This window comes from Streptomyces sp. R44 (genome assembly GCF_041053105.1).
Taxonomy (GTDB): domain Bacteria; phylum Actinomycetota; class Actinomycetes; order Streptomycetales; family Streptomycetaceae; genus Streptomyces.
In genome coordinates this window covers 4,610,226-4,629,590 of record NZ_CP163444.1, presented here as the reverse complement: position 1 = coordinate 4,629,590, position 19,365 = coordinate 4,610,226, and the positions used below count along the sequence as shown (strand labels likewise).

Below are 19,365 nucleotides of genomic sequence, written 5' to 3'. Positions count from 1 at the left end.
TCGCATGGAAACCGGCCAAACCGTCGCAGGTCAAGACGGTCAGATCGGTCAAGTGTGCGGGGATCGGGTAAAGAGAGCCGTCAAGCCGTCACACGTGAGCGGTTTCATCAGCGAAGATAGGGCGATGACCCATGCCGTCCGGCAGGGGGAACCAAGTACCCAACAGGGGCGGTGAGTTACATGTACCTGGCGGCCGAGAAGGGCGACATCACCACCATCATCGGTGGAATCGCCCCGAACTGGGGACCTTTCGGGAGCCTGGGCAACGAGGCCAAGGTGATGATCGAGGTCGTGATGGCCGTGGCCATCCTGCTCTGCCTCGGCATCGCCATCTGGGGAGCGGCCAAGCAGCGCATCGGCGCGACCGCCCTCCGCGACACGTTCAGCGCGGAACAGGGCAAGGGCCTGATCGTCGCCGGCCTGACCGGCGTCTTCATCATCGGATCGCTGGGGACGCTGTTCACCATCGTGTACGGGATGGCCGTCTGATCTCCCGTCGGACCCGACCCTCCTGAGAATGCGTTCCCTGATGCCCAGTCATGTTGAAGCACGGCCGTACCCGCGAACGAGTGAGGGGGCGTACCCGGCATGAGTCCCGGCGACGAGCACGACAGCTTCGGCGGCGTGGGCGGCTCGGGCCAGACCCGGACCCGCCTGCCCGAGGGCAACAGCGGCGACGTCTACGGCGGCGCCCGCCGCCCCGTCCGCAGCTCCCGATCCCTCATCACGGTCGTGGGCGTGGTGGTCCTCCTCGTCGCCGCCATCGCCTTCGCCAACCGCGGCGGCGGCGAACCGGCCGACACGACCGGCGCCCGCGCCGGCACCCCGGGCAAGACGGCCCCCACGTCCGCGACGGGCGTCCGCCCGGTCACCGGCAAGAACGGCCAGATCCCCACCGGCTACGCCCACGACGACCAGGGCGCCCAGAGCGCGGCGACGAACTACGCGGTGGCGCTGGGGTCGGCCGAGATGTTCTCGAGCGTGACTCGGAGCGAGATCGTCCAGACCGTCTACGCGCCGGCCGTCGCGGCCGCGCGCCAGGGCGACCTCGACAAGGTCTACGCGGACAAGGGCTTCCTCGCCCGGATCGGCCTCCAGGAGGACGGCACCGCCCCGCAGGGCATGACGTTCATCTCCCGCACCGTCCCCGTGGGCTCGAAGGTCGACAGCTACTCGGACGACAGGGCCACGGTGTCGGTCTGGTACTCGTCCCTGTTCGGCATGGCCGGCGAGGGCTCCAAGAACCCCGTCTCCGAAGCCTGGTACACCGGCTCGTACGAACTGCAGTGGGTCGACGGCGACTGGAAGGTCACCGGGGTCGACCAGAAGGACGGCCCGGTGCCCGTCGGCCGGGACCAGCGGGCGTCCACGGCGGAGGAGATGAGCGACGCGGTCGGTCAGTTCGGAGGCTTCACCTATGCCCGGTAAGCGCCTTCCGCGCGGCACCAGGATCGCCGCTGCGCTCGGCGCGGCACAGACGGCCGTCGTGCTCTTCGCCGGCCGTGCCCTCGCCGCGCCCACGCCCACGCCGAGCCCGAGCGGCAGCAACAACCCCTGCGACCTGATCCGCGGCCCCGCACGGGACTACTGCGAGAACGGCCGTGCCGGAACCGGCGGCGGAGCCGACAAGGCTCCCGTAGCCGACCCCACCGCCCTCGACCCCCTCTCCTCCCTCGCCCGCGGCTTCGCCGACGCCGCCGTCGCGACCATCGACTACCTCTCCAAGGCCGTCAAGGCGACCGCCGACGTCGACTTCACCAACATGCAGTTCCTCGGCCGCTACGCGATCGTCTTCGCCGCCGCCACCTTCCTCACCCTCCTCCTCTGGCTCCTCGCCGTCGCCAAGCGGGCCGTCCGTGGCGTCCCCCTCACCACGGCCCTCTCCGAGGCCATCGGCTTCCTCTGGCTGACGGTCCTCGCCTCCGCGTTCACGCCGCTGATCCTCTACACCGTCGTCAACGCCACCGACGCCATCACCGAGGTCATCGCCTCCGGCACCGGCCAGCAGACCGACATCTTCTTCGGCAGCTTCAAGGAGGCCCTCCAGAAGGGCGACAGCATCGGTGGCGGCCCCATCATGCTGATCATCGTGTCCCTGGTGACCGTCATCGCCGCCGGCGTGCTCTACCTGGAGCTGTTCCTCCGCGCCGTCCTGCTGTACGTCGGCGCCCTCCTCGGCGTCGTCGTCTACTCCGGCCTCGTCGACAAGAACATGTGGAGCCACGTCCGCCGCTGGGCCGGCATCATGATCGCGATCATCCTGGTCAAGCCGATCATCGTGATCGTCCTCGGCCTGGCCGGCGCGCTCTCCTCCGGCACCGGCCCCGACTCGGTCTCCGCCGTCGTCTCCGGCCTCTCGATCATCCTGCTCGCGATCTTCGCCTCCGCGATGATCTACCGCTTCGTCCCCGGCTTCGGCGACGAGATCGCCGCCTCCCGCAACAACCGCCTCCACCGCGCCGGAGAGAACGCGGCCGCCGCCGTCATCTCCTCCCCCGCCTCCCTCGTCTCGCAGGGCATCAAGACCCACAGCACCCGCGACAGCGGCGGCGGAGGCTCCCAGGGCTCCGCCCCCCGTCCCGCCAACGCCGTCTCCGGCGGCATGGCCGCGCACAGCAGCCGCGGCGGAGGCGGAACCGGCGGAACCGGCGGAACCGGCGGCTCGACGCCCCCACCCCGTAACAGCAGTCCCACCGCGGGTACCCCGCACAGCAACCGCAAGAACTCTGGAGGTGCAGGGCGTTGACGACCCAGTCCCAGCCGGTCGCGCCCCGCCGCACGTATCTCGTCGGCCGCGCCCGGCCGAACGCGATCATCGGCAAGAACCGCGAGACCGGCGAGATCGCCCTGATCATCGTCGGCGCCTTCCTCGGCATGATGAGCGGACTGCTCGTCCCCGCCCTCCCCCTGCGGATCGCGCTCCTCGCGGGCCTGCCCATGCTCGCGATCGCCGCCGTGTACCTCCCGTACAAGCACCGGACCTTCTACAAGTGGTTCGAGATCAACCGCAGCTACAAGCGGATGCTCAAGCGCGGCACCGCCTACCGCTCCGGCACCGTCGAGGCCGGCACCCGCCTCGACGGCCGCGAGGTCGAGATCGGCCCGCCCCCCGGCATCGGCCGCGTCGGCTGGCTCGCCGCCCCCTTCGGCCCGGACGAGATCGCCGTCCTCCTGCACGCCGACCGCCGCACCGTCACCGCCGCCATCGAGATCGAGGGCCCCGGCGTCGGCCTGCGCGACAGCGAGGACCAGGAGGCCCTCGTCGACCGCTTCGGCACCCTCCTGAAGCACGTCGCCAACGGCGACGGCTTCGTCACCCGCCTCCAGATGCTCGCCCGCACCCTCCCCGCCGACCCCGACGCGCACGCCAAGGACGTCGGCCAGCGCGGCGACCCGCACGCGCCCGCGTGGCTCCAGGAGTCGTACGACCAGCTCCAGTCGATGGTCTCCACCTCCAGCGAGCAGCACCGCGCCTACCTCGTCGCCTGCATGCACTACACCCGCGAGCTCGCCGCCGAGGCCAACGCCATGGCCCGCGCCGCCCGCCACGCCTCCGGCGCCCGCAAGCTCGACCGCGACGCCGGCCTCGCCGTCGTCATGGCCCGCGAGCTCACCGACATCTGCGCCCGCCTCGCCGAGGCCGACATCCGCGTCCGCCAGCCCCTCGGCCAGTCGCGGCTCGCGTCCCTCGTGCACTCCATGTACGACCCGGACCACCCCATCGACCACATCCAGGCCATGACGAAACGAAACGCTTGGCCCGCCGAACTCGACGCCATGGAGCCGACGTACCTCCAGGCCAAGACCCGCGAGTCCTCCACCCGCGCCCCCTGGTGCCACGCCACCGCCTGGGTGAAGGAGTGGCCGATGACCCCGGTCGGCGTCAACTTCCTCGCCCCGCTCCTCGTCCACACCCCGGACGTCATCCGCACGGTCGCCGTCACCATGGACCTGGAGCCCACCGAGGTCGCCATCGAGCGCATGCTCACCGAGAAGACCAACGACGAGGCCGACGCCAGCCGCGCCGCCAAGATGAACCGCACGGTCGACCCGCGCGACATCGCCGCCCACGGCCGGCTCGACCAGCGGGGTGAAGATCTCGCCAGCGGCGCGGCAGGAGTGAACCTCGTCGGGTACATCACGGTGTCGTCGCGTTCGCCCGAGGCCCTCGCCCGGGACAAGCGCACGATCAGGGCCTCCGCCGGCAAGTCGTATCTGAAGCTGGAGTGGTGCGACCGCGAGCACCACCGGGCCTTTGTGAACACCTTGCCGTTCGCGACCGGCATCCGCCGCTAGGGCCGAAGGGGCACAGACCCATGCGAGATCCGCTGTCCGTCCTCACCGAAGCCTTCACCGCCTTCCTCTTCGGGAAGGTGGAGACGACCCGCCTGCCCGTCCGCACCTCCACCGGGCAGGCCCAGGCCGTCTACCTGCCGACCGCCGCGCCCGGCCTCGGCGACTCAGGCGTCATCATCGGCCGCGAGGTCTACAGCGGCAAGGGCTACATCTACGACCCCTTCCAGCTGTACGGGCAGCAGCTCCCCGCCCCGCACTGGCTGGTCCTCGGCGAGTCCGGAAACGGCAAGTCGGCCCTGGAGAAGACGTACGTGCTCCGCCAGCTCCGCTTCCGCGACCGGCAGGTCGTCGTCCTCGACGCCCAGGGCGAGGACGGCGTCGGCGAATGGAACCTCATCGCCCAGGAGCTGGGGATAACTCCCATCCGCCTGGACCCGATGGTCGCCAACGACGCCGGGATCCGCCTCAACCCCCTCGACCCCTCGATCACCACGACCGGCCAGCTGGCCCTCCTCCGCACGATCATCGAGGTGGCGATGGGCCACGGCCTCGACGAGCGCGCCGGCTTCGCGCTCAAGGTCGCCCACGCGTACGTCACCGAGCACACCACCGACCGGCAGCCGATCCTCACCGACATCGTCGAGCGCCTCCGCCACCCGGAGGCCGAATCGGCGGAGGCGATGAACGTCGACATAGACGACGTACGGGCCTGGGGCCTGGACGTCGCCCTCGTCCTCGACCGCCTCGTCGACGGTGACCTCCGCGGCATGTTCGACGGCCCGACCACGGTCGGCATCGACCTGGACGCCCCGCTCATCGTCTTCGACCTGTCCCACATCGACCGCAACTCCATCGCCATGCCCATCCTCATGGCGATCGTCGGCGTCTGGCTGGAACACACCTGGATCCGCCCCGACCGGAAGAAGCGCATCTTCCTCGTCGAGGAGGCCTGGCACATCATCAACAGCCCCTTCGTGGCCCAGCTGTTCCAGCGCCTCCTGAAGTTCGGCCGCCGCCTCGGCCTGAGCTTCGTCGCCGTCGTCCACCACCTCTCCGACGTCGTCGACGGAGCGGCGGCCAAGGAAGCGGCGGCGATCCTCAAGATGGCCTCCACCCGGACCATCTACGCCCAGAAGGCCGACGAGGCACGCAACACGGGCCGGGTCCTCGGCCTGCCCCGCTGGGCGGTCGAGATCATCCCGACCCTCACCCCCGGCATCGCGGTCTGGGACGTCAACGGCAACGTGCAGGTGGTCAAACACCTCATCACCGAGAAGGAACGCCCGCTCGTCTACACCGACCGCGCCATGACGGAGTCCTCCGTCCCCGACCCGGACCTCGAATGGGAGACGGAACAGCGGGCGATCCTCATCGAGCAGCAGATGAACGGCACTTCGCAGTCGACGGTGGCGTAGATGGAACCCGCACGGAAGGGAGGCGGAGGGATCTCCGACGGGCTGCTCCTCAGCCTGTTCGCCCTCCTCCTCTGCCTCACGGTCCTGGTGTGGACGGCGACGGGCCTGGCGGGCCTGTTCTCCCACGGCGCCTGGCCGCAGGGGGTCGCCTTCACGGGCACCCCGTCGGCCATGCGCGCCCTGGCCACGGCCCCGACGGACCTCCCGGCCGCCTGGCCGGCCACCCCGCCGGCCCAGCTCTCCGGGTACGGACTCTTCTGGGGGCTGCTGATCGGCGAGGCGATGATCCTGATGGTCCTCGCGATCTTCGTCCTCGGCACGGTGACCCGCTGGCGCGCGGTCCGCGCGCACCGGAAGGCGGGGGCGTACGACAGGCCGCCGGTACGGAAGGACGCGGAGGTACGGGAGGACGGGGGCGTACGGAAGGACGGGGGCGTACGGAAGGACGCGGGCGTACGGAACGACGCGGGCGTACGGAACGACGCCGAAGTCCGGAAGGACGCCGAAGTCCGGGAGGAGCCCACCGCGCCCCCGGCCCCGCGCCGCCCGACGGAGGAGCATGCCCCGGCCGCCGTACCGGCCCCGGCACCCGCCCCCACCCCCATAGCCACCCCCCGCACGCTCTACGGCCCCCTTGAGGCCCGCCGCCCGGCCGCCGTGCAGGCCGTCCTGGACGCCGAAGGCCCCGTCCTCGTCGTCACCTCCGACCCCGACGTCTGGTCCTCCACCAAGGACGCCCGCGGCAAACTCGGCCCGGTCCTCGTCCACGACCCCGGCCACCTCTGCGACACCCCCGCCCGGCTGCACTGGTCACCGTCCGAGCACTGCGAGGACCCGGCGGTGGCGCAGGAACGCGCGATCGCCCTGCTCGCCCCCGTACGCCCGCACTCCCGCCTCGACGCGGCCACCGCCGACACCGCCGAGACGCTCCTGCGCTGCTGGCTGCACGCCGCCGCCGTCGACGGCCGCCCCTTCCGGCAGGTCCACCGCTGGGCGCAGGGAGCCGGCGCCCACGAGCCCGTACGGATCCTCCGCAGCCACCCGAAGGCCGCCTCGGGCCTGGCGGGCCTCCTGGAATCCGCGCTCACCGCCCACCCGGAAAGCCGCCGCCTGGCACAGGAACTGACGGCCCGTGCGCTCTCGGCCATGTCGGCGATCCACATCAGGGAGACCTGCGTACCGAATCGAACGGATTCGCTGGCGCTCGCATCTTTCCTCGCCGAACAGGGCACGCTCTACGTGGTGGGCGAGGCGATCGAGGATCCCCGCACCCACCCCGGCGCGATGCCGCTCCTCACGGCCCTCGCCGCAAGCGTGGTCGAGCACGGCCGCCGCATGGCCGCACGGTCATCCGACGGTCGGCTCGACCCACCACTGACCCTCGTCCTCGACGACGTCGCCGCGGTGGCCCCGCTCCCCCAGCTCCCGGACCTCCTCGCGACGGGCCACACCCAGGGCCTCCCGACCCTGGCCCTGATGCGCTCCGAGGAACAGGCGAAAACACGCTGGCCCGTCGTGGGCAATCGTTCCTCCGGGGCGGAACGGGTGGGCACAACGGAACGGCGCCGCTAGCCGCGCCTAGGCTCCCGCGCCTGAACCCGCCCCCGCCGAGGGCCGCACGAACTCGTACTCCAGCTCCTGCGCCGAATCGGACCCCGGCACCGCCACCCGCTCGCCCGTCGCCACGAAGCCGAAGCGCCGGTAGAAGGCGGCGGCCCGCGCGTTCTCCTCGTGGACGTACAGCCGGACCCGCGCGATCACCGGCTCGGGCAGCGTCCAGGACCACTCCACGCCCGCCCGGAACAGCGCGTCGATCACACCGGTGCCGCGCGCCTCGGGGCGTACGTACACGCCGACGATGTGCGTCTGGTCGACCTTCGCCGCCTCACCGAAGCGCACCTCGTCCGACGGCCGCTCCACGAGCACCGTGATCGTGCCCGCCCAGCTGCCGTCCGGGGCCTCGGCGACGAACTGCCGCACCGCACCGTCGCCGGTCTCGGACCCGCCCTCCGCGCGCTCGATCCAGAACGCGTCGGGCCGCTCGACGGCGTCCACGTACGTGTCGAGGAACGCCAGGTGCGCGACCGGGTCCTGAAGGGCGGCCAGCCGGATCTCGCGGGTCTTCTCCCACTCGTCGGCGCGGATGGTGCGTATCGAATAGTCCATGCCGCCGATCCTGACGAGACCCGCGCCCTCCTGACAAGGCCTTTTCCCCGAGACCATGGCCACCCTGTCGTACCCCGGTACTACCCCCGCCCCCGCACGCCCGCCCCGGGTCCGACGCCCGGCCCCCGCCCGCTCCCTAGCGTCGAAGACATGATCCGAGCAGAGAACCTCACCAAGCGGTACGGGGACACCACCGTCGTCCAGGACCTCAGCTTCACCGTCCGCCCCGGCTCCGTCACCGGCTTCCTCGGCCCCAACGGCGCCGGAAAGTCCACCACCCTCCGCATGATCCTCGGCCTCGACGCCCCCACCCGCGGCCACGCCACCGTCGACGGCCGCCCCTACGCCGACCACCGCGCCCCCCTCACCCACGTCGGCGCCCTCCTCGAAGCGCGCGCGGTGCACCCCGGCCGCTCGGCCCACCACCACCTCATGGCGCTGGCCCACACGCACGGCATCCCACGCGCCCGCGTGGAGGGGGTCCTCGCCCTCGCGGGCCTCACCCACGTCGCCCACAAGCGGGTCAAGGGCTTCTCCCTGGGCATGGGCCAGCGCCTCGGCATCGCCGCCGCGCTCCTCGGCGACCCGGGCACCGTCGTCCTCGACGAACCGGTCAACGGCCTCGACCCGGAGGGCGTCCTCTGGATCCGCACCCTCCTCAAGAACCTGGCGTCCGAGGGCCGTACCGTCCTCGTCTCCTCCCACCTCATGAGCGAGATGGCGCTCACCGCCGACCACCTGATCGTCATCGGCAGGGGCCGCCTCCTCGCGGACACCACGGTCGACGAACTCGTACGGGCCTCGGGCGGCGCGAGCGTCAAGGTCGTCACCCCGGAGGCGGACCGGCTGCGCACTCTCCTCCCCGGCGCCCGGATCACCACGGAGGCCCCGGACACCCTCCTCGTCACCGGCCTCGAGGCGCCCGAGATCGGCCGCGCCGCCGCGGCCCACGCCGTCCCCCTCCACGAACTCACCCCGCAGGCCCCGTCCCTGGAGCAGGCCTTCATGGACCTCACCCGCGACTCCGTCGAATACCAGGGAGCCCCCGCATGACCGCCACGACCATCACGCCCGCCCGGGTCCTCCGCTCGGAGTGGCACAAACTGTGGACGGTCCGCTCCACCTGGATCACCGTCCTCACCTCCGCCGCGCTCCTCCTCGGCGTCGGCATCCTCATGGGCGCCACGTACACCTCCGACGGGGGCGACTCCGACGTCGACACCGTCGTCCTCACCCTGTACGGCTCCCAGCTCGGCGGCATCGCCCTCGCCGTCCTCGGCATCCTCGTCACCGCCGGCGAGTACGCGACGGGCATGATCCGCTCCTCCCTCACGGCCGTCCCCCGCCGCCTCCCGGTCCTGTGGGCGAAGGCGGCGGTCTACACGGCGACGGTCTTCGCCCTCTCCCTCCTCACCGCCCTGCTGACCTTCCTCACCGCCCAGGTCTTCCTCTCCGACACCGACCAGGCCGCCTCCCTCACCGACGACGGCGTCCTCGCCGCCATCGCGGGCAACGCCGCCGGCGTCACCCTCCTCGGCCTGATCGCCCTCGGCCTCGGCGCCGCCCTCCGCTCGGTGCCGGGCGCGATCGGCGCCTTCGTCGGCGGGGTCCTGATCGTCCCGGAGATCCTCGGGATGCTCCCGTACGAGGCGATGGACACCGTCGTCCGGTACTTCCCCACGCAGGCCGCCGGCGCCCTCGGCTCCGCGACCCCGCTCCCCGGCGCGGCCTCGCCCGGCGCGGCCCTCCTGGCCCTGCTCCTGTGGGCGGCCGCGGCACTCACGGTCCCCGCGCTGCTGCTCAAGCGCCGCGACGTACAGGGATGATGACGGAGTGACGACGGAGACGACAGGCCCGAGCCGGTACGCCCGACACCTCATGGCCCGCGCCCGGGCCTTCGACGCCGCCCGCCCCTGGGTCTGGGACGCCACGCTCACCGCCGTGTGGACGGTCGCGGCACTCGTGGACGCGGCGGGCGGCTGGCGGAACACGGCCCGGGACCCGTCCGTCCCCGTCTGGCTCGTCGTCACCCTGACCCTGGGGCTCTCCGTCCCCCTCTACTGGCGCCGCCGCCACCCCATGACGGCCCTGGCGGTGATGGCCGGCGCGGCCCTCGTCAGCGACGCCTCGGGAGCCTTCCTCCAGGCCTCGTACCTCCAGATGCTCCCCGTCTACCACCTGGCCCTCAGCCGCCCGCCGCGCGCGCTGCTGTGGTCCCTGGCCCTGATCGCCCCGCCCCTGGTCACCGGCGCCCTCCGCTTCCCGTCGGAGTCCTCGGACCAGCGCGTCATCCCCAGCCTGTGGGCCTACCTGCTGGTCGCGCTCCTCGGCATCACGGTCCGCTCCCGCAGGGACGACCGCGCACACGAGGTCCGCCTGGCCGCCACCGTCGAACGGGCCCGGATCGCCCGGGAGATGCACGACATCATCGGCCACAACCTGTCCGTCATCACCGGCCTGGCGGACGGCGGCCGGTACGCGGCGGCGAAGAACCCGGAGCGCGCCGCCCAGGCCCTCGACGCCATCGGTACGACGAGCCGCCAGGCCCTCGCCGAACTCCGCCGCCTCCTGAGCGTCCTGCATGAGGACGGGGAGACGGCGGACCGCGCACCCCAGCCGACGCTGACGGACCTGGAACCCCTCATCGAGGGCGTGCGGAAGGCGGGCCTCCCGATCCGGGCCGACCTGCCGCCGGACGCGCCCACGCTCTCGGCAGGGGCCCAGCTGACGGTCTACCGGGTCCTCCAGGAGGCCCTCACGAACACCCTGAAGCACGCGGGCGCCGGCGCGGAGGCGACCGTCCACCTCTCGTACGGCCCCGAGGGCGTGGAACTGGTCGTCACCGACACGGGCACGGCCGTGCCGGTCCCCGGCCGGGGCCACGGCCTCACCGGAATGCGCGAGCGCGCGGCCCGCTACGACGGCACACTCGAGACCGGCCCGCTGCCGACCGGCGGCGGCTGGCACGTACGGCTCCGACTTCCCCTGGAGGACTCCCCCTCGTGACGACCGTTCTCATCGCGGACGACCAGCCGATGCAGCGCTTCGGCTTCCGCATGCTGCTCGAAAGCCAGGACGACATGACGGTCGTCGGCGAGGCGTCGAACGGCACCGAGGCGATCCGCCTGGTCGACCGGTACCACCCCGACGTCGTCCTGATGGACATCCGGATGCCCGGCCTGGACGGCATCGAGGCCACGCGCCGCATCGTCGCGGCGGGCGCCCGCACCCGGATCCTGATCGTCACGACCTTCGACCTCGACGAGTACGCCTACGACGGCCTCCGCGCCGGCGCGAGCGGCTTCCTGGTGAAGGACGCCGAGCCGGAGGAACTCCTCGCGGGCATCCGCGCGGTGGCCGGCGGCGACGCGGTCGTCGCCCCGAGCCTGACCCGCCGCCTCCTGGACGCGTACATCCACCACCTCCCGTCGACGACGACACCCCAGGCCCCGGAGGCAGACCCCCGCCTCGCCCCTCTCACGGACCGGGAACGCGAAATCCTCACGGTCATCGGCAAGGGCTGGAGCAACACGGAAATCGCGGAGCGCCTCCACCTGGCCGAATCCACGGTCAAGACCCACGTGGGCCGCATCCTCGCCAAAACAGGCACCCGGGACCGCGTCCAAGCAGTGATCCTGGCCTACGACACCCACCTGGTCACCCCGGCGTAAACGGCCCCGGAACGCAGAAAAGCCCCGCACCATGAGGTGCGGGGCTTTCCCACAATGATTGTTCGGCGGCGTCCTACTCTCCCACAGGGTCCCCCCTGCAGTACCATCGGCGCTGAAAGGCTTAGCTTCCGGGTTCGGAATGTAACCGGGCGTTTCCCTAACGCTATGACCACCGAAACTCTATGAAGTTGAACTCAACCGGCAAGGGAGTTCATTGCTTCAGAACTAACACAGTGGACGCGAGCAACTGAGGACAAGCCCTCGGCCTATTAGTACCGGTCAGCTCCACCCATTACTGGGCTTCCACATCCGGCCTATCAACCCAGTCGTCTACTGGGAGCCTTACCCTCTCAAGGAGGTGGGAATACTCATCTCGAAGCAGGCTTCCCGCTTAGATGCTTTCAGCGGTTATCCCTCCCGAACGTAGCCAACCAGCCATGCCCTTGGCAGGACAACTGGCACACCAGAGGTTCGTCCGTCCCGGTCCTCTCGTACTAGGGACAGCCCTTCTCAATATTCCTACGCGCACAGCGGATAGGGACCGAACTGTCTCACGACGTTCTAAACCCAGCTCGCGTACCGCTTTAATGGGCGAACAGCCCAACCCTTGGGACCGACTCCAGCCCCAGGATGCGACGAGCCGACATCGAGGTGCCAAACCATCCCGTCGATATGGACTCTTGGGGAAGATCAGCCTGTTATCCCCGGGGTACCTTTTATCCGTTGAGCGACGGCGCTTCCACAAGCCACCGCCGGATCACTAGTCCCGACTTTCGTCCCTGCTCGACCCGTCGGTCTCACAGTCAAGCTCCCTTGTGCACTTACACTCAACACCTGATTGCCAACCAGGCTGAGGGAACCTTTGGGCGCCTCCGTTACCCTTTGGGAGGCAACCGCCCCAGTTAAACTACCCATCAGACACTGTCCCTGATCCGGATCACGGACCGAGGTTAGACATCCAGCACGACCAGAGTGGTATTTCAACGGCGACTCCACCATGACTGGCGTCACGGCTTCAAAGTCTCCCACCTATCCTACACAAGCCGAACCGAACACCAATATCAAACTGTAGTAAAGGTCCCGGGGTCTTTCCGTCCTGCTGCGCGAAACGAGCATCTTTACTCGTAGTGCAATTTCACCGGGCCTATGGTTGAGACAGTCGAGAAGTCGTTACGCCATTCGTGCAGGTCGGAACTTACCCGACAAGGAATTTCGCTACCTTAGGATGGTTATAGTTACCACCGCCGTTTACTGGCGCTTAAGTTCTCAGCTTCGCCCTGTCGAAACAGAGCTAACCGGTCCCCTTAACGTTCCAGCACCGGGCAGGCGTCAGTCCGTATACATCGCCTTACGGCTTCGCACGGACCTGTGTTTTTAGTAAACAGTCGCTTCTCGCTGGTCTCTGCGGCCACCCCCAGCTCACGGAGTAAATCCGATCACCAGGCGTGGCCCCCCTTCTCCCGAAGTTACGGGGGCATTTTGCCGAGTTCCTTAACCATAGTTCACCCGAACGCCTCGGTATTCTCTACCTGACCACCTGAGTCGGTTTAGGGTACGGGCCGCCATGAAACTCGCTAGAGGCTTTTCTCGACAGCATAGGATCATCCACTTCACCACAATCGGCTCGGCATCAGGTCTCAGGCTTAATGTGTGACGGATTTGCCTATCACACGCCCTACACCCTTACCCCGGGACAACCACCGCCCGGGCTGGACTACCTTCCTGCGTCACCCCATCGCTTACCTACTACCACCTTGGGTCGACGGCTCCACCACTTTCCTTTCCCCGAAGGGTCCGGAACGGCTTCACGGCCTTAGCATTAATGGGCTCGATATTGGGCGTTTCAAAGCGGGTACCGGAATATCAACCGGTTGTCCATCGACTACGCCTGTCGGCCTCGCCTTAGGTCCCGACTTACCCTGGGCAGATCAGCTTGACCCAGGAACCCTTAGTCAATCGGCGCACACGTTTCTCACGTGTGTATCGCTACTCATGCCTGCATTCTCACTCGTGAACCGTCCACAACTCGCTTCCGCGGCTGCTTCACCCGGCACACGACGCTCCCCTACCCATCACAGCGGGCGTTGGCCCTCATGCTGCAATGACACGACTTCGGCGGTACGCTTGAGCCCCGCTACATTGTCGGCGCGGAATCACTTGACCAGTGAGCTATTACGCACTCTTTCAAGGGTGGCTGCTTCTAAGCCAACCTCCTGGTTGTCTCTGCGACTCCACATCCTTTCCCACTTAGCGTACGCTTAGGGGCCTTAGTCGATGCTCTGGGCTGTTTCCCTCTCGACCATGGAGCTTATCCCCCACAGTCTCACTGCCGCGCTCTCACTTACCGGCATTCGGAGTTTGGCTAAGGTCAGTAACCCGGTAGGGCCCATCGCCTATCCAGTGCTCTACCTCCGGCAAGAAACACACGACGCTGCACCTAAATGCATTTCGGGGAGAACCAGCTATCACGGAGTTTGATTGGCCTTTCACCCCTAACCACAGGTCATCCCCCAGGTTTTCAACCCTGGTGGGTTCGGTCCTCCACGAAGTCTTACCTCCGCTTCAACCTGCCCATGGCTAGATCACTCCGCTTCGGGTCTTGAGCGTGCTACTGAATCGCCCTATTCGGACTCGCTTTCGCTACGGCTTCCCCACACGGGTTAACCTCGCAACACACCGCAAACTCGCAGGCTCATTCTTCAAAAGGCACGCAGTCACGAGATACAGCAAGCTGTATCCGACGCTCCCACGGCTTGTAGGCACACGGTTTCAGGTACTATTTCACTCCGCTCCCGCGGTACTTTTCACCATTCCCTCACGGTACTATCCGCTATCGGTCACCAGGGAATATTTAGGCTTAGCGGGTGGTCCCGCCAGATTCACACGGGATTTCTCGGGCCCCGTGCTACTTGGGTGTCTCTCAAACGAGCCGTACAGATTTCAGCTACGGGGGTCTTACCCTCTACGCCGGACCTTTCGCATGTCCTTCGCCTATCCATACGGTTTCTGACTCGTCTCACAGCCGGCAGACTGTGAAAGAGAGATCCCACAACCCCGCATGCGCAACCCCTGCCGGGTATCACACGCATACGGTTTGGCCTCATCCGGTTTCGCTCGCCACTACTCCCGGAATCACGGTTGTTTTCTCTTCCTGAGGGTACTGAGATGTTTCACTTCCCCTCGTTCCCTCCACATGCCCTATGTGTTCAGGCATGGGTGACAGCCCATGACGACTGCCGGGTTTCCCCATTCGGAAACCCCCGGATCAAAGCCTGGTTGACGGCTCCCCGGGGACTATCGTGGCCTCCCACGTCCTTCATCGGTTCCTGGTGCCAAGGCATCCACCGTGCGCCCTTAAAAACTTGGCCACAGATGCTCGCGTCCACTGTGTAGTTCTCAAACAACGACCAGCCACCCGTCACACACCACCTAAGCGGTGCTTTACCGGGGCCGGCATCCTCGAAGGCATGACCTTACGGCCGTACCCTCAGACACCCAACAACGTGCCAAGCACACTCTTCAGAACTCTCGTCACGTTCCACGCCGAAGCAGTACTTGTGAAGGAGACATCCGAGTGTGCCAACTAATCAACGTTCCACCCATGAGCTGACCGTGCAGAACGTTTGCCTGCAATCGGTACTGTGCTCCTTAGAAAGGAGGTGATCCAGCCGCACCTTCCGGTACGGCTACCTTGTTACGACTTCGTCCCAATCGCCAGTCCCACCTTCGACAGCTCCCTCCCACAAGGGGTTGGGCCACCGGCTTCGGGTGTTACCGACTTTCGTGACGTGACGGGCGGTGTGTACAAGGCCCGGGAACGTATTCACCGCAGCAATGCTGATCTGCGATTACTAGCAACTCCGACTTCATGGGGTCGAGTTGCAGACCCCAATCCGAACTGAGACCGGCTTTTTGAGATTCGCTCCGCCTCACGGCATCGCAGCTCTTTGTACCGGCCATTGTAGCACGTGTGCAGCCCAAGACATAAGGGGCATGATGACTTGACGTCGTCCCCACCTTCCTCCGAGTTGACCCCGGCGGTCTCCTGTGAGTCCCCATCACCCCGAAGGGCATGCTGGCAACACAGGACAAGGGTTGCGCTCGTTGCGGGACTTAACCCAACATCTCACGACACGAGCTGACGACAGCCATGCACCACCTGTATACCGACCACAAGGGGGGCACTATCTCTAATGCTTTCCGGTATATGTCAAGCCTTGGTAAGGTTCTTCGCGTTGCGTCGAATTAAGCCACATGCTCCGCTGCTTGTGCGGGCCCCCGTCAATTCCTTTGAGTTTTAGCCTTGCGGCCGTACTCCCCAGGCGGGGAACTTAATGCGTTAGCTGCGGCACCGACGACGTGGAATGTCGCCAACACCTAGTTCCCAACGTTTACGGCGTGGACTACCAGGGTATCTAATCCTGTTCGCTCCCCACGCTTTCGCTCCTCAGCGTCAGTAATGGCCCAGAGATCCGCCTTCGCCACCGGTGTTCCTCCTGATATCTGCGCATTTCACCGCTACACCAGGAATTCCGATCTCCCCTACCACACTCTAGCCTGCCCGTATCGGATGCAGACCCGGGGTTAAGCCCCGGGCTTTCACACCCGACGTGACAAGCCGCCTACGAGCTCTTTACGCCCAATAATTCCGGACAACGCTTGCGCCCTACGTATTACCGCGGCTGCTGGCACGTAGTTAGCCGGCGCTTCTTCTGCAGGTACCGTCACTTTCGCTTCTTCCCTGCTGAAAGAGGTTTACAACCCGAAGGCCGTCATCCCTCACGCGGCGTCGCTGCATCAGGCTTTCGCCCATTGTGCAATATTCCCCACTGCTGCCTCCCGTAGGAGTCTGGGCCGTGTCTCAGTCCCAGTGTGGCCGGTCGCCCTCTCAGGCCGGCTACCCGTCGTCGCCTTGGTAGGCCATTACCCCACCAACAAGCTGATAGGCCGCGGGCTCATCCTTCACCGCCGGAGCTTTCCACCGCAGGAGATGCCTCCCGCAGTCGTATCCGGTATTAGACCCCGTTTCCAGGGCTTGTCCCAGAGTGAAGGGCAGATTGCCCACGTGTTACTCACCCGTTCGCCACTAATCCACCCCGAAGGGCTTCATCGTTCGACTTGCATGTGTTAAGCACGCCGCCAGCGTTCGTCCTGAGCCAGGATCAAACTCTCCGTGAATGTTTACCCGTAATCGGGTCAGACACTCGCGTTGAGCGGGACGGTCATGCCGGAATATGGCCGACCGTCCACAGCGTCCTCGCTGTAGTGTGCCACCCCGAGGGGTGGACTTTTTCAAAGGAACCTCGACCATCCGAAGATGGACGGGGTATCAACTAATCTGGCGTTGATTTTTGGCACGCTGTTGAGTTCTCAAGGTGCGGACGCTTCCTTCGTTCCTGTTTCCAGGCCCTCCGGGCGCTTCCTTCGTTTCCGACTCTATCAGATCTTTCCGATCCGATTTCCTCGGTGCTTTCCGGTCCCGTTCGCTTTCGCTCCGGGCCCTTCCGGCGTTTCCGACTCTATCAGATCCTCGCGGTGTCTGATTCCCAGTCAGGGGGGTTTGTCTTTCCGGCTGTTGGGCCGTTCCGACGTCTCAAACTCTAGCGGATTTCCCCGGCGACTCATAATCGAGCCATTCGAAATGAATTTCGGCATGCCGAAATTCGTCCCGGTGGGGAGTTCGTGCTGAGTAGAGGTGCCGCATCCGCGGCGGGAGTGGTTGTCGAAGAACCGTTCCGGCTCCGTGACAACTCGGAGAACACTACGCATCGAGCAGGGGCGTGTCAACCCCCGTCCGGCGTGCCACCCGGTGACCTCGGAAGAGGTCCCTCAGTCGAGGTCCGTCAGACGGCCGCCGGCGTCGGGCTGGGTGAGCTCCACGCGGCGGAGGAGGCGGATGAGGACGTCGCCGAGGACGCCCTTCTCCTCCGTCGTGAGGTCCTGGAGGAGGTCCTCCTCGAAGTCGGTGGCCATGCGCATGGCCTCCAGCCACTTCGAGCGGCCCTCGTCGGTGAGCTCGACGATCACGCGGACGCGGTTGTTCTCGTCGCGGTCGCGGGTGACCAGGCCCTCGCCGGCCATGCGGTCGATGCGGTGGGTCATGGCGGCCGGGGTGAGGCCCAGACGCTTGGCGAGCTCGCCGGGGCCCAGGCGGTAGGGCTCCCCGGAGAGGACCAGGGTCTTGAGGACCTCCCACTCGGCGTTGCTGATGCCGAGGTCGGCGAGCTGGCGGCCGTACGCCACGTTCATCCGGCGGTTCAGCCGGCCGAGCGCGGAGACGACCTTCTCCACCTGCGGGTCGAGGTCGCGGTACTCGCGCTGATAGGCGGCGATCTGCTCGTCGAGGCTCGGCTCCTGGGGAGCGGTGTCTGACATGCGGCGAGTATCCCACGGGTCTCGTTGGCGTTGAAGTCCTTCGGTGTGTACTGTTAAGGAGTTAACTTTAGTAGTTAAGTCTTCAGGGTTCAGGCGTACAGCTCTGAACCCGCGACCGAAGTGGGTGAGTGTGACCAAGGCGAGGGGCGCAGCGATGCGCCGCATCCAGGCAGGCAGCGCGCTGAGCGCGTTCGGACTCGGCTTCACCGTTCCGTACCTCTATGTGTACGTGGCGCAGGTGCGGGATCTGGGCGCTGCGACGGCGGGCATCGTGCTGGCCGTCTTCGCCATGGCCGCACTGGTGGTGCTGCCCTTCAGCGGGCGGGCCATCGACCGGCGCGGGCCGGTGCCCGTGCTGCTGGTGGCCTCGGTCGTCGCCGCCGTGGGCGCGGTGGGGATGGGCTTCGCCTCCAGCGTGCCGGCGGCCGTGGGGGCCGCGGCGCTGCTCGGTGCCGGTACGGCCGTGCTGCAGCCCGCCCTCGCCACGATGATCGTCTGGTGCTCGTCGCCCTCCGGTCGTACGCGGGCGTTCGCGATGCAGTTCTTCCTGCAGAACCTGGGCCTCGGCATCGGTGGTCTGATCGGCGGTCTGCTCGTGGACACGAGCCGGCCGGGCAGCTTCATCCTGCTGTTCTCGATCGAGGCGGCGATGTTCCTGGTGCTCGCCGCGATCGTCGGGACCGTCCGGATGCCGGGCTCGCCCGCGCTCCAGGGCGCCCGTCCGTCCGAGGGCGGGAAGGGCGGCGGTGTCCGCGCGCTGCTCGGGCACAAGGCGATGGTGCAGCTGTGCGTCCTCGGCTTCGTGCTGTTCTTCGCCTGCTACGGGCAGTTCGAGTCGGGTCTCGCGGCGTACGGCACGGAGGCCGCAGGCATCCAGCCGTCGGCTCTCGGGATGGCCCTTGCCGCGAACACGGCGGTCATCGTGGTCGCCCAGTTCCTGGTGCTGCGGTTCGTCGAGCGCCGGAAGCGGACCCGGGTGATCGCGGCCGTGGGTCTGATCTGGACCGTCGCCTGGCTCATCGCCGGGTACGCGGGCCTCGGGCACGGCAGCCAGGCCATGGCGACGGCGGCCTTCGTCTCGACGTACGCCCTCTTCGGGCTCGGTGAGGCGATGCTGTCGCCGACCGTTGCCCCGCTGGTGGCCGATCTGGCGCCGGAGTCGATGGTCGGGCAGTACAACTCGGCCTTCGCCCTGGTGAAGCAGCTGGCGCTGGCCGTCGGTCCGGCCGTGGGCGGGCCCATGGGGGCCGCGCTGCACGGTCCGTACATCGTGACCTTCGTGCTCTTCTCGCTCGGCATCACGTTCCTGGCGCTCCGGCTCGGCAAGCGGCTGACGCCCGAGCAGGACCAGCCTTCATTGGCCCTCAAGCCCTCGAAGGTGATCGTCCGGCACGAGCCGGTGCGCGAGAGCGAGACCGCTGCCGCCTAGCTCCTCCCCGCCG

General features: G+C 67.5%; 13 protein-coding genes and 3 rRNA genes. 11 read left to right on the top strand and 5 right to left on the bottom strand.

The genetic code is table 11. The features are described 5' to 3' along the window. Positions 1–180 precede the first annotated feature (180 nt). The 6 genes from AB5J54_RS21490 to AB5J54_RS21465 all read left to right on the top strand — a co-directional run bounded on the left by AB5J54_RS21490 (position 181) and on the right by AB5J54_RS21465 (position 7,283). A complete protein-coding gene (locus AB5J54_RS21490; protein WP_024757447.1) occupies positions 181–489 on the top strand; it encodes a hypothetical protein in 309 nt (102 codons plus the stop codon). 99 nt (positions 490–588) lie between these two features. Further along, positions 589–1,428, top strand: a complete 840-nt coding sequence (locus AB5J54_RS21485) for a hypothetical protein (protein WP_369145521.1) — start codon at positions 589–591, stop codon at positions 1,426–1,428. Further along, positions 1,418–2,746 (top strand): hypothetical protein, encoded by a 1,329-nt coding sequence (locus AB5J54_RS21480; RefSeq protein ID WP_369145520.1) that lies wholly within the window; start codon positions 1,418–1,420, stop codon positions 2,744–2,746. The genes AB5J54_RS21485 and AB5J54_RS21480 overlap by 11 nt, the downstream gene beginning before the upstream one ends. Further along, on the top strand, positions 2,743–4,296 hold the full coding sequence (locus AB5J54_RS21475) for an SCO6880 family protein (RefSeq protein WP_369145519.1): 1,554 nt from the start codon (positions 2,743–2,745) through the stop codon (positions 4,294–4,296). Before AB5J54_RS21480 ends, AB5J54_RS21475 begins: the two co-directional genes overlap by 4 nt. A 20-nt stretch (positions 4,297–4,316) precedes the next feature. Then, complete coding sequence (locus AB5J54_RS21470) at positions 4,317–5,711, top strand: ATP-binding protein (RefSeq protein WP_369145518.1); 1,395 nt, start codon at positions 4,317–4,319, stop codon at positions 5,709–5,711. Beyond that, the gene (locus tag AB5J54_RS21465) at positions 5,712–7,283 is read left to right on the top strand and encodes a type IV secretory system conjugative DNA transfer family protein (protein WP_369145517.1); all 1,572 of its coding nucleotides are present in this window, start codon (positions 5,712–5,714) and stop codon (positions 7,281–7,283) included. It begins immediately after the preceding gene. Positions 7,284–7,289: 6 nt separating this feature from the next. Here AB5J54_RS21465 and AB5J54_RS21460 read toward each other — a convergent pair whose 3' ends face one another. Continuing rightward, positions 7,290–7,877 carry a GNAT family N-acetyltransferase gene (locus AB5J54_RS21460; RefSeq protein ID WP_369145516.1) on the bottom strand — a complete coding sequence of 196 codons (588 nt, stop codon included), beginning with the start codon at positions 7,875–7,877 and terminating at the stop codon, positions 7,290–7,292. 150 nt (positions 7,878–8,027) lie between these two features. Between AB5J54_RS21460 and AB5J54_RS21455 the strand changes: the two genes are divergently transcribed. From AB5J54_RS21455 to AB5J54_RS21440, 4 genes are read left to right on the top strand one after another with little or no spacing between them, the layout of a single operon-like run. Beyond that, the gene (locus AB5J54_RS21455; protein ID WP_369145515.1) at positions 8,028–8,930 is read left to right on the top strand and encodes an ABC transporter ATP-binding protein; all 903 of its coding nucleotides are present in this window, start codon (positions 8,028–8,030) and stop codon (positions 8,928–8,930) included. Beyond that, entirely contained in the window at positions 8,927–9,703 is a 777-nt protein-coding gene (locus AB5J54_RS21450; RefSeq protein ID WP_369145514.1) for an ABC transporter permease, read from the top strand. Before AB5J54_RS21455 ends, AB5J54_RS21450 begins: the two co-directional genes overlap by 4 nt. 7 nt (positions 9,704–9,710) lie before the next feature. Then, a complete protein-coding gene (locus AB5J54_RS21445) occupies positions 9,711–10,883 on the top strand; it encodes a sensor histidine kinase (protein ID WP_369145513.1) in 1,173 nt (390 codons plus the stop codon). Further along, positions 10,880–11,548, top strand: a complete 669-nt coding sequence (locus AB5J54_RS21440; RefSeq protein ID WP_369145512.1) for a response regulator — start codon at positions 10,880–10,882, stop codon at positions 11,546–11,548. Before AB5J54_RS21445 ends, AB5J54_RS21440 begins: the two co-directional genes overlap by 4 nt. A 60-nt stretch (positions 11,549–11,608) precedes the next feature. Here AB5J54_RS21440 and rrf read toward each other — a convergent pair. The 4 genes from rrf to AB5J54_RS21420 form a co-directional block, all read right to left on the bottom strand. Then, a 5S ribosomal RNA gene (gene rrf, locus AB5J54_RS21435) occupies positions 11,609–11,725 on the bottom strand. A gap of 72 nt (positions 11,726–11,797) precedes the next feature. Then, positions 11,798–14,916: ribosomal RNA gene (locus AB5J54_RS21430) — 23S ribosomal RNA — on the bottom strand. A gap of 284 nt (positions 14,917–15,200) precedes the next feature. Then, positions 15,201–16,726 (bottom strand): 16S ribosomal RNA (locus AB5J54_RS21425). Together the 16S, 23S and 5S rRNA genes form the textbook arrangement of a ribosomal RNA operon. Before the next feature lie 651 nt (positions 16,727–17,377). Further along, the gene (locus AB5J54_RS21420) at positions 17,378–17,923 is read right to left on the bottom strand and encodes a MarR family winged helix-turn-helix transcriptional regulator (protein WP_030694509.1); all 546 of its coding nucleotides are present in this window, start codon (positions 17,921–17,923) and stop codon (positions 17,378–17,380) included. Between the two features lie 154 nt (positions 17,924–18,077). On the opposite strand from AB5J54_RS21420, the gene AB5J54_RS21415 reads away from it, so the two are divergent. Beyond that, entirely contained in the window at positions 18,078–19,352 is a 1,275-nt protein-coding gene (locus tag AB5J54_RS21415) for an MFS transporter (protein ID WP_369145511.1), read from the top strand. Positions 19,353–19,365: the final 13 nt, after the last annotated feature.

Bases quoted from the DNA above. Each gene is read 5' to 3' on its own strand.
- AB5J54_RS21485 (WP_369145521.1), top strand. From the start codon at position 589: ATGAGTCCCGGCGACGAGCACGACAGCTTCGGCGGCGTGGGCGGCTCG.
- AB5J54_RS21415 (WP_369145511.1), top strand. From the start codon at position 18,078: ATGCGCCGCATCCAGGCAGGCAGCGCGCTGAGCGCGTTCGGACTCGGC.
- AB5J54_RS21470 (WP_369145518.1), top strand. From the start codon at position 4,317: ATGCGAGATCCGCTGTCCGTCCTCACCGAAGCCTTCACCGCCTTCCTC.
- AB5J54_RS21420 (WP_030694509.1), bottom strand. From the start codon at position 17,923: ATGTCAGACACCGCTCCCCAGGAGCCGAGCCTCGACGAGCAGATCGCC.
- AB5J54_RS21490 (WP_024757447.1), top strand. From the start codon at position 181: ATGTACCTGGCGGCCGAGAAGGGCGACATCACCACCATCATCGGTGGA.
- AB5J54_RS21480 (WP_369145520.1), top strand. From the start codon at position 1,418: ATGCCCGGTAAGCGCCTTCCGCGCGGCACCAGGATCGCCGCTGCGCTC.
- AB5J54_RS21455 (WP_369145515.1), top strand. From the start codon at position 8,028: ATGATCCGAGCAGAGAACCTCACCAAGCGGTACGGGGACACCACCGTC.
- AB5J54_RS21450 (WP_369145514.1), top strand. From the start codon at position 8,927: ATGACCGCCACGACCATCACGCCCGCCCGGGTCCTCCGCTCGGAGTGG.
- AB5J54_RS21465 (WP_369145517.1), top strand. From the start codon at position 5,712: ATGGAACCCGCACGGAAGGGAGGCGGAGGGATCTCCGACGGGCTGCTC.
- AB5J54_RS21460 (WP_369145516.1), bottom strand. From the start codon at position 7,877: ATGGACTATTCGATACGCACCATCCGCGCCGACGAGTGGGAGAAGACC.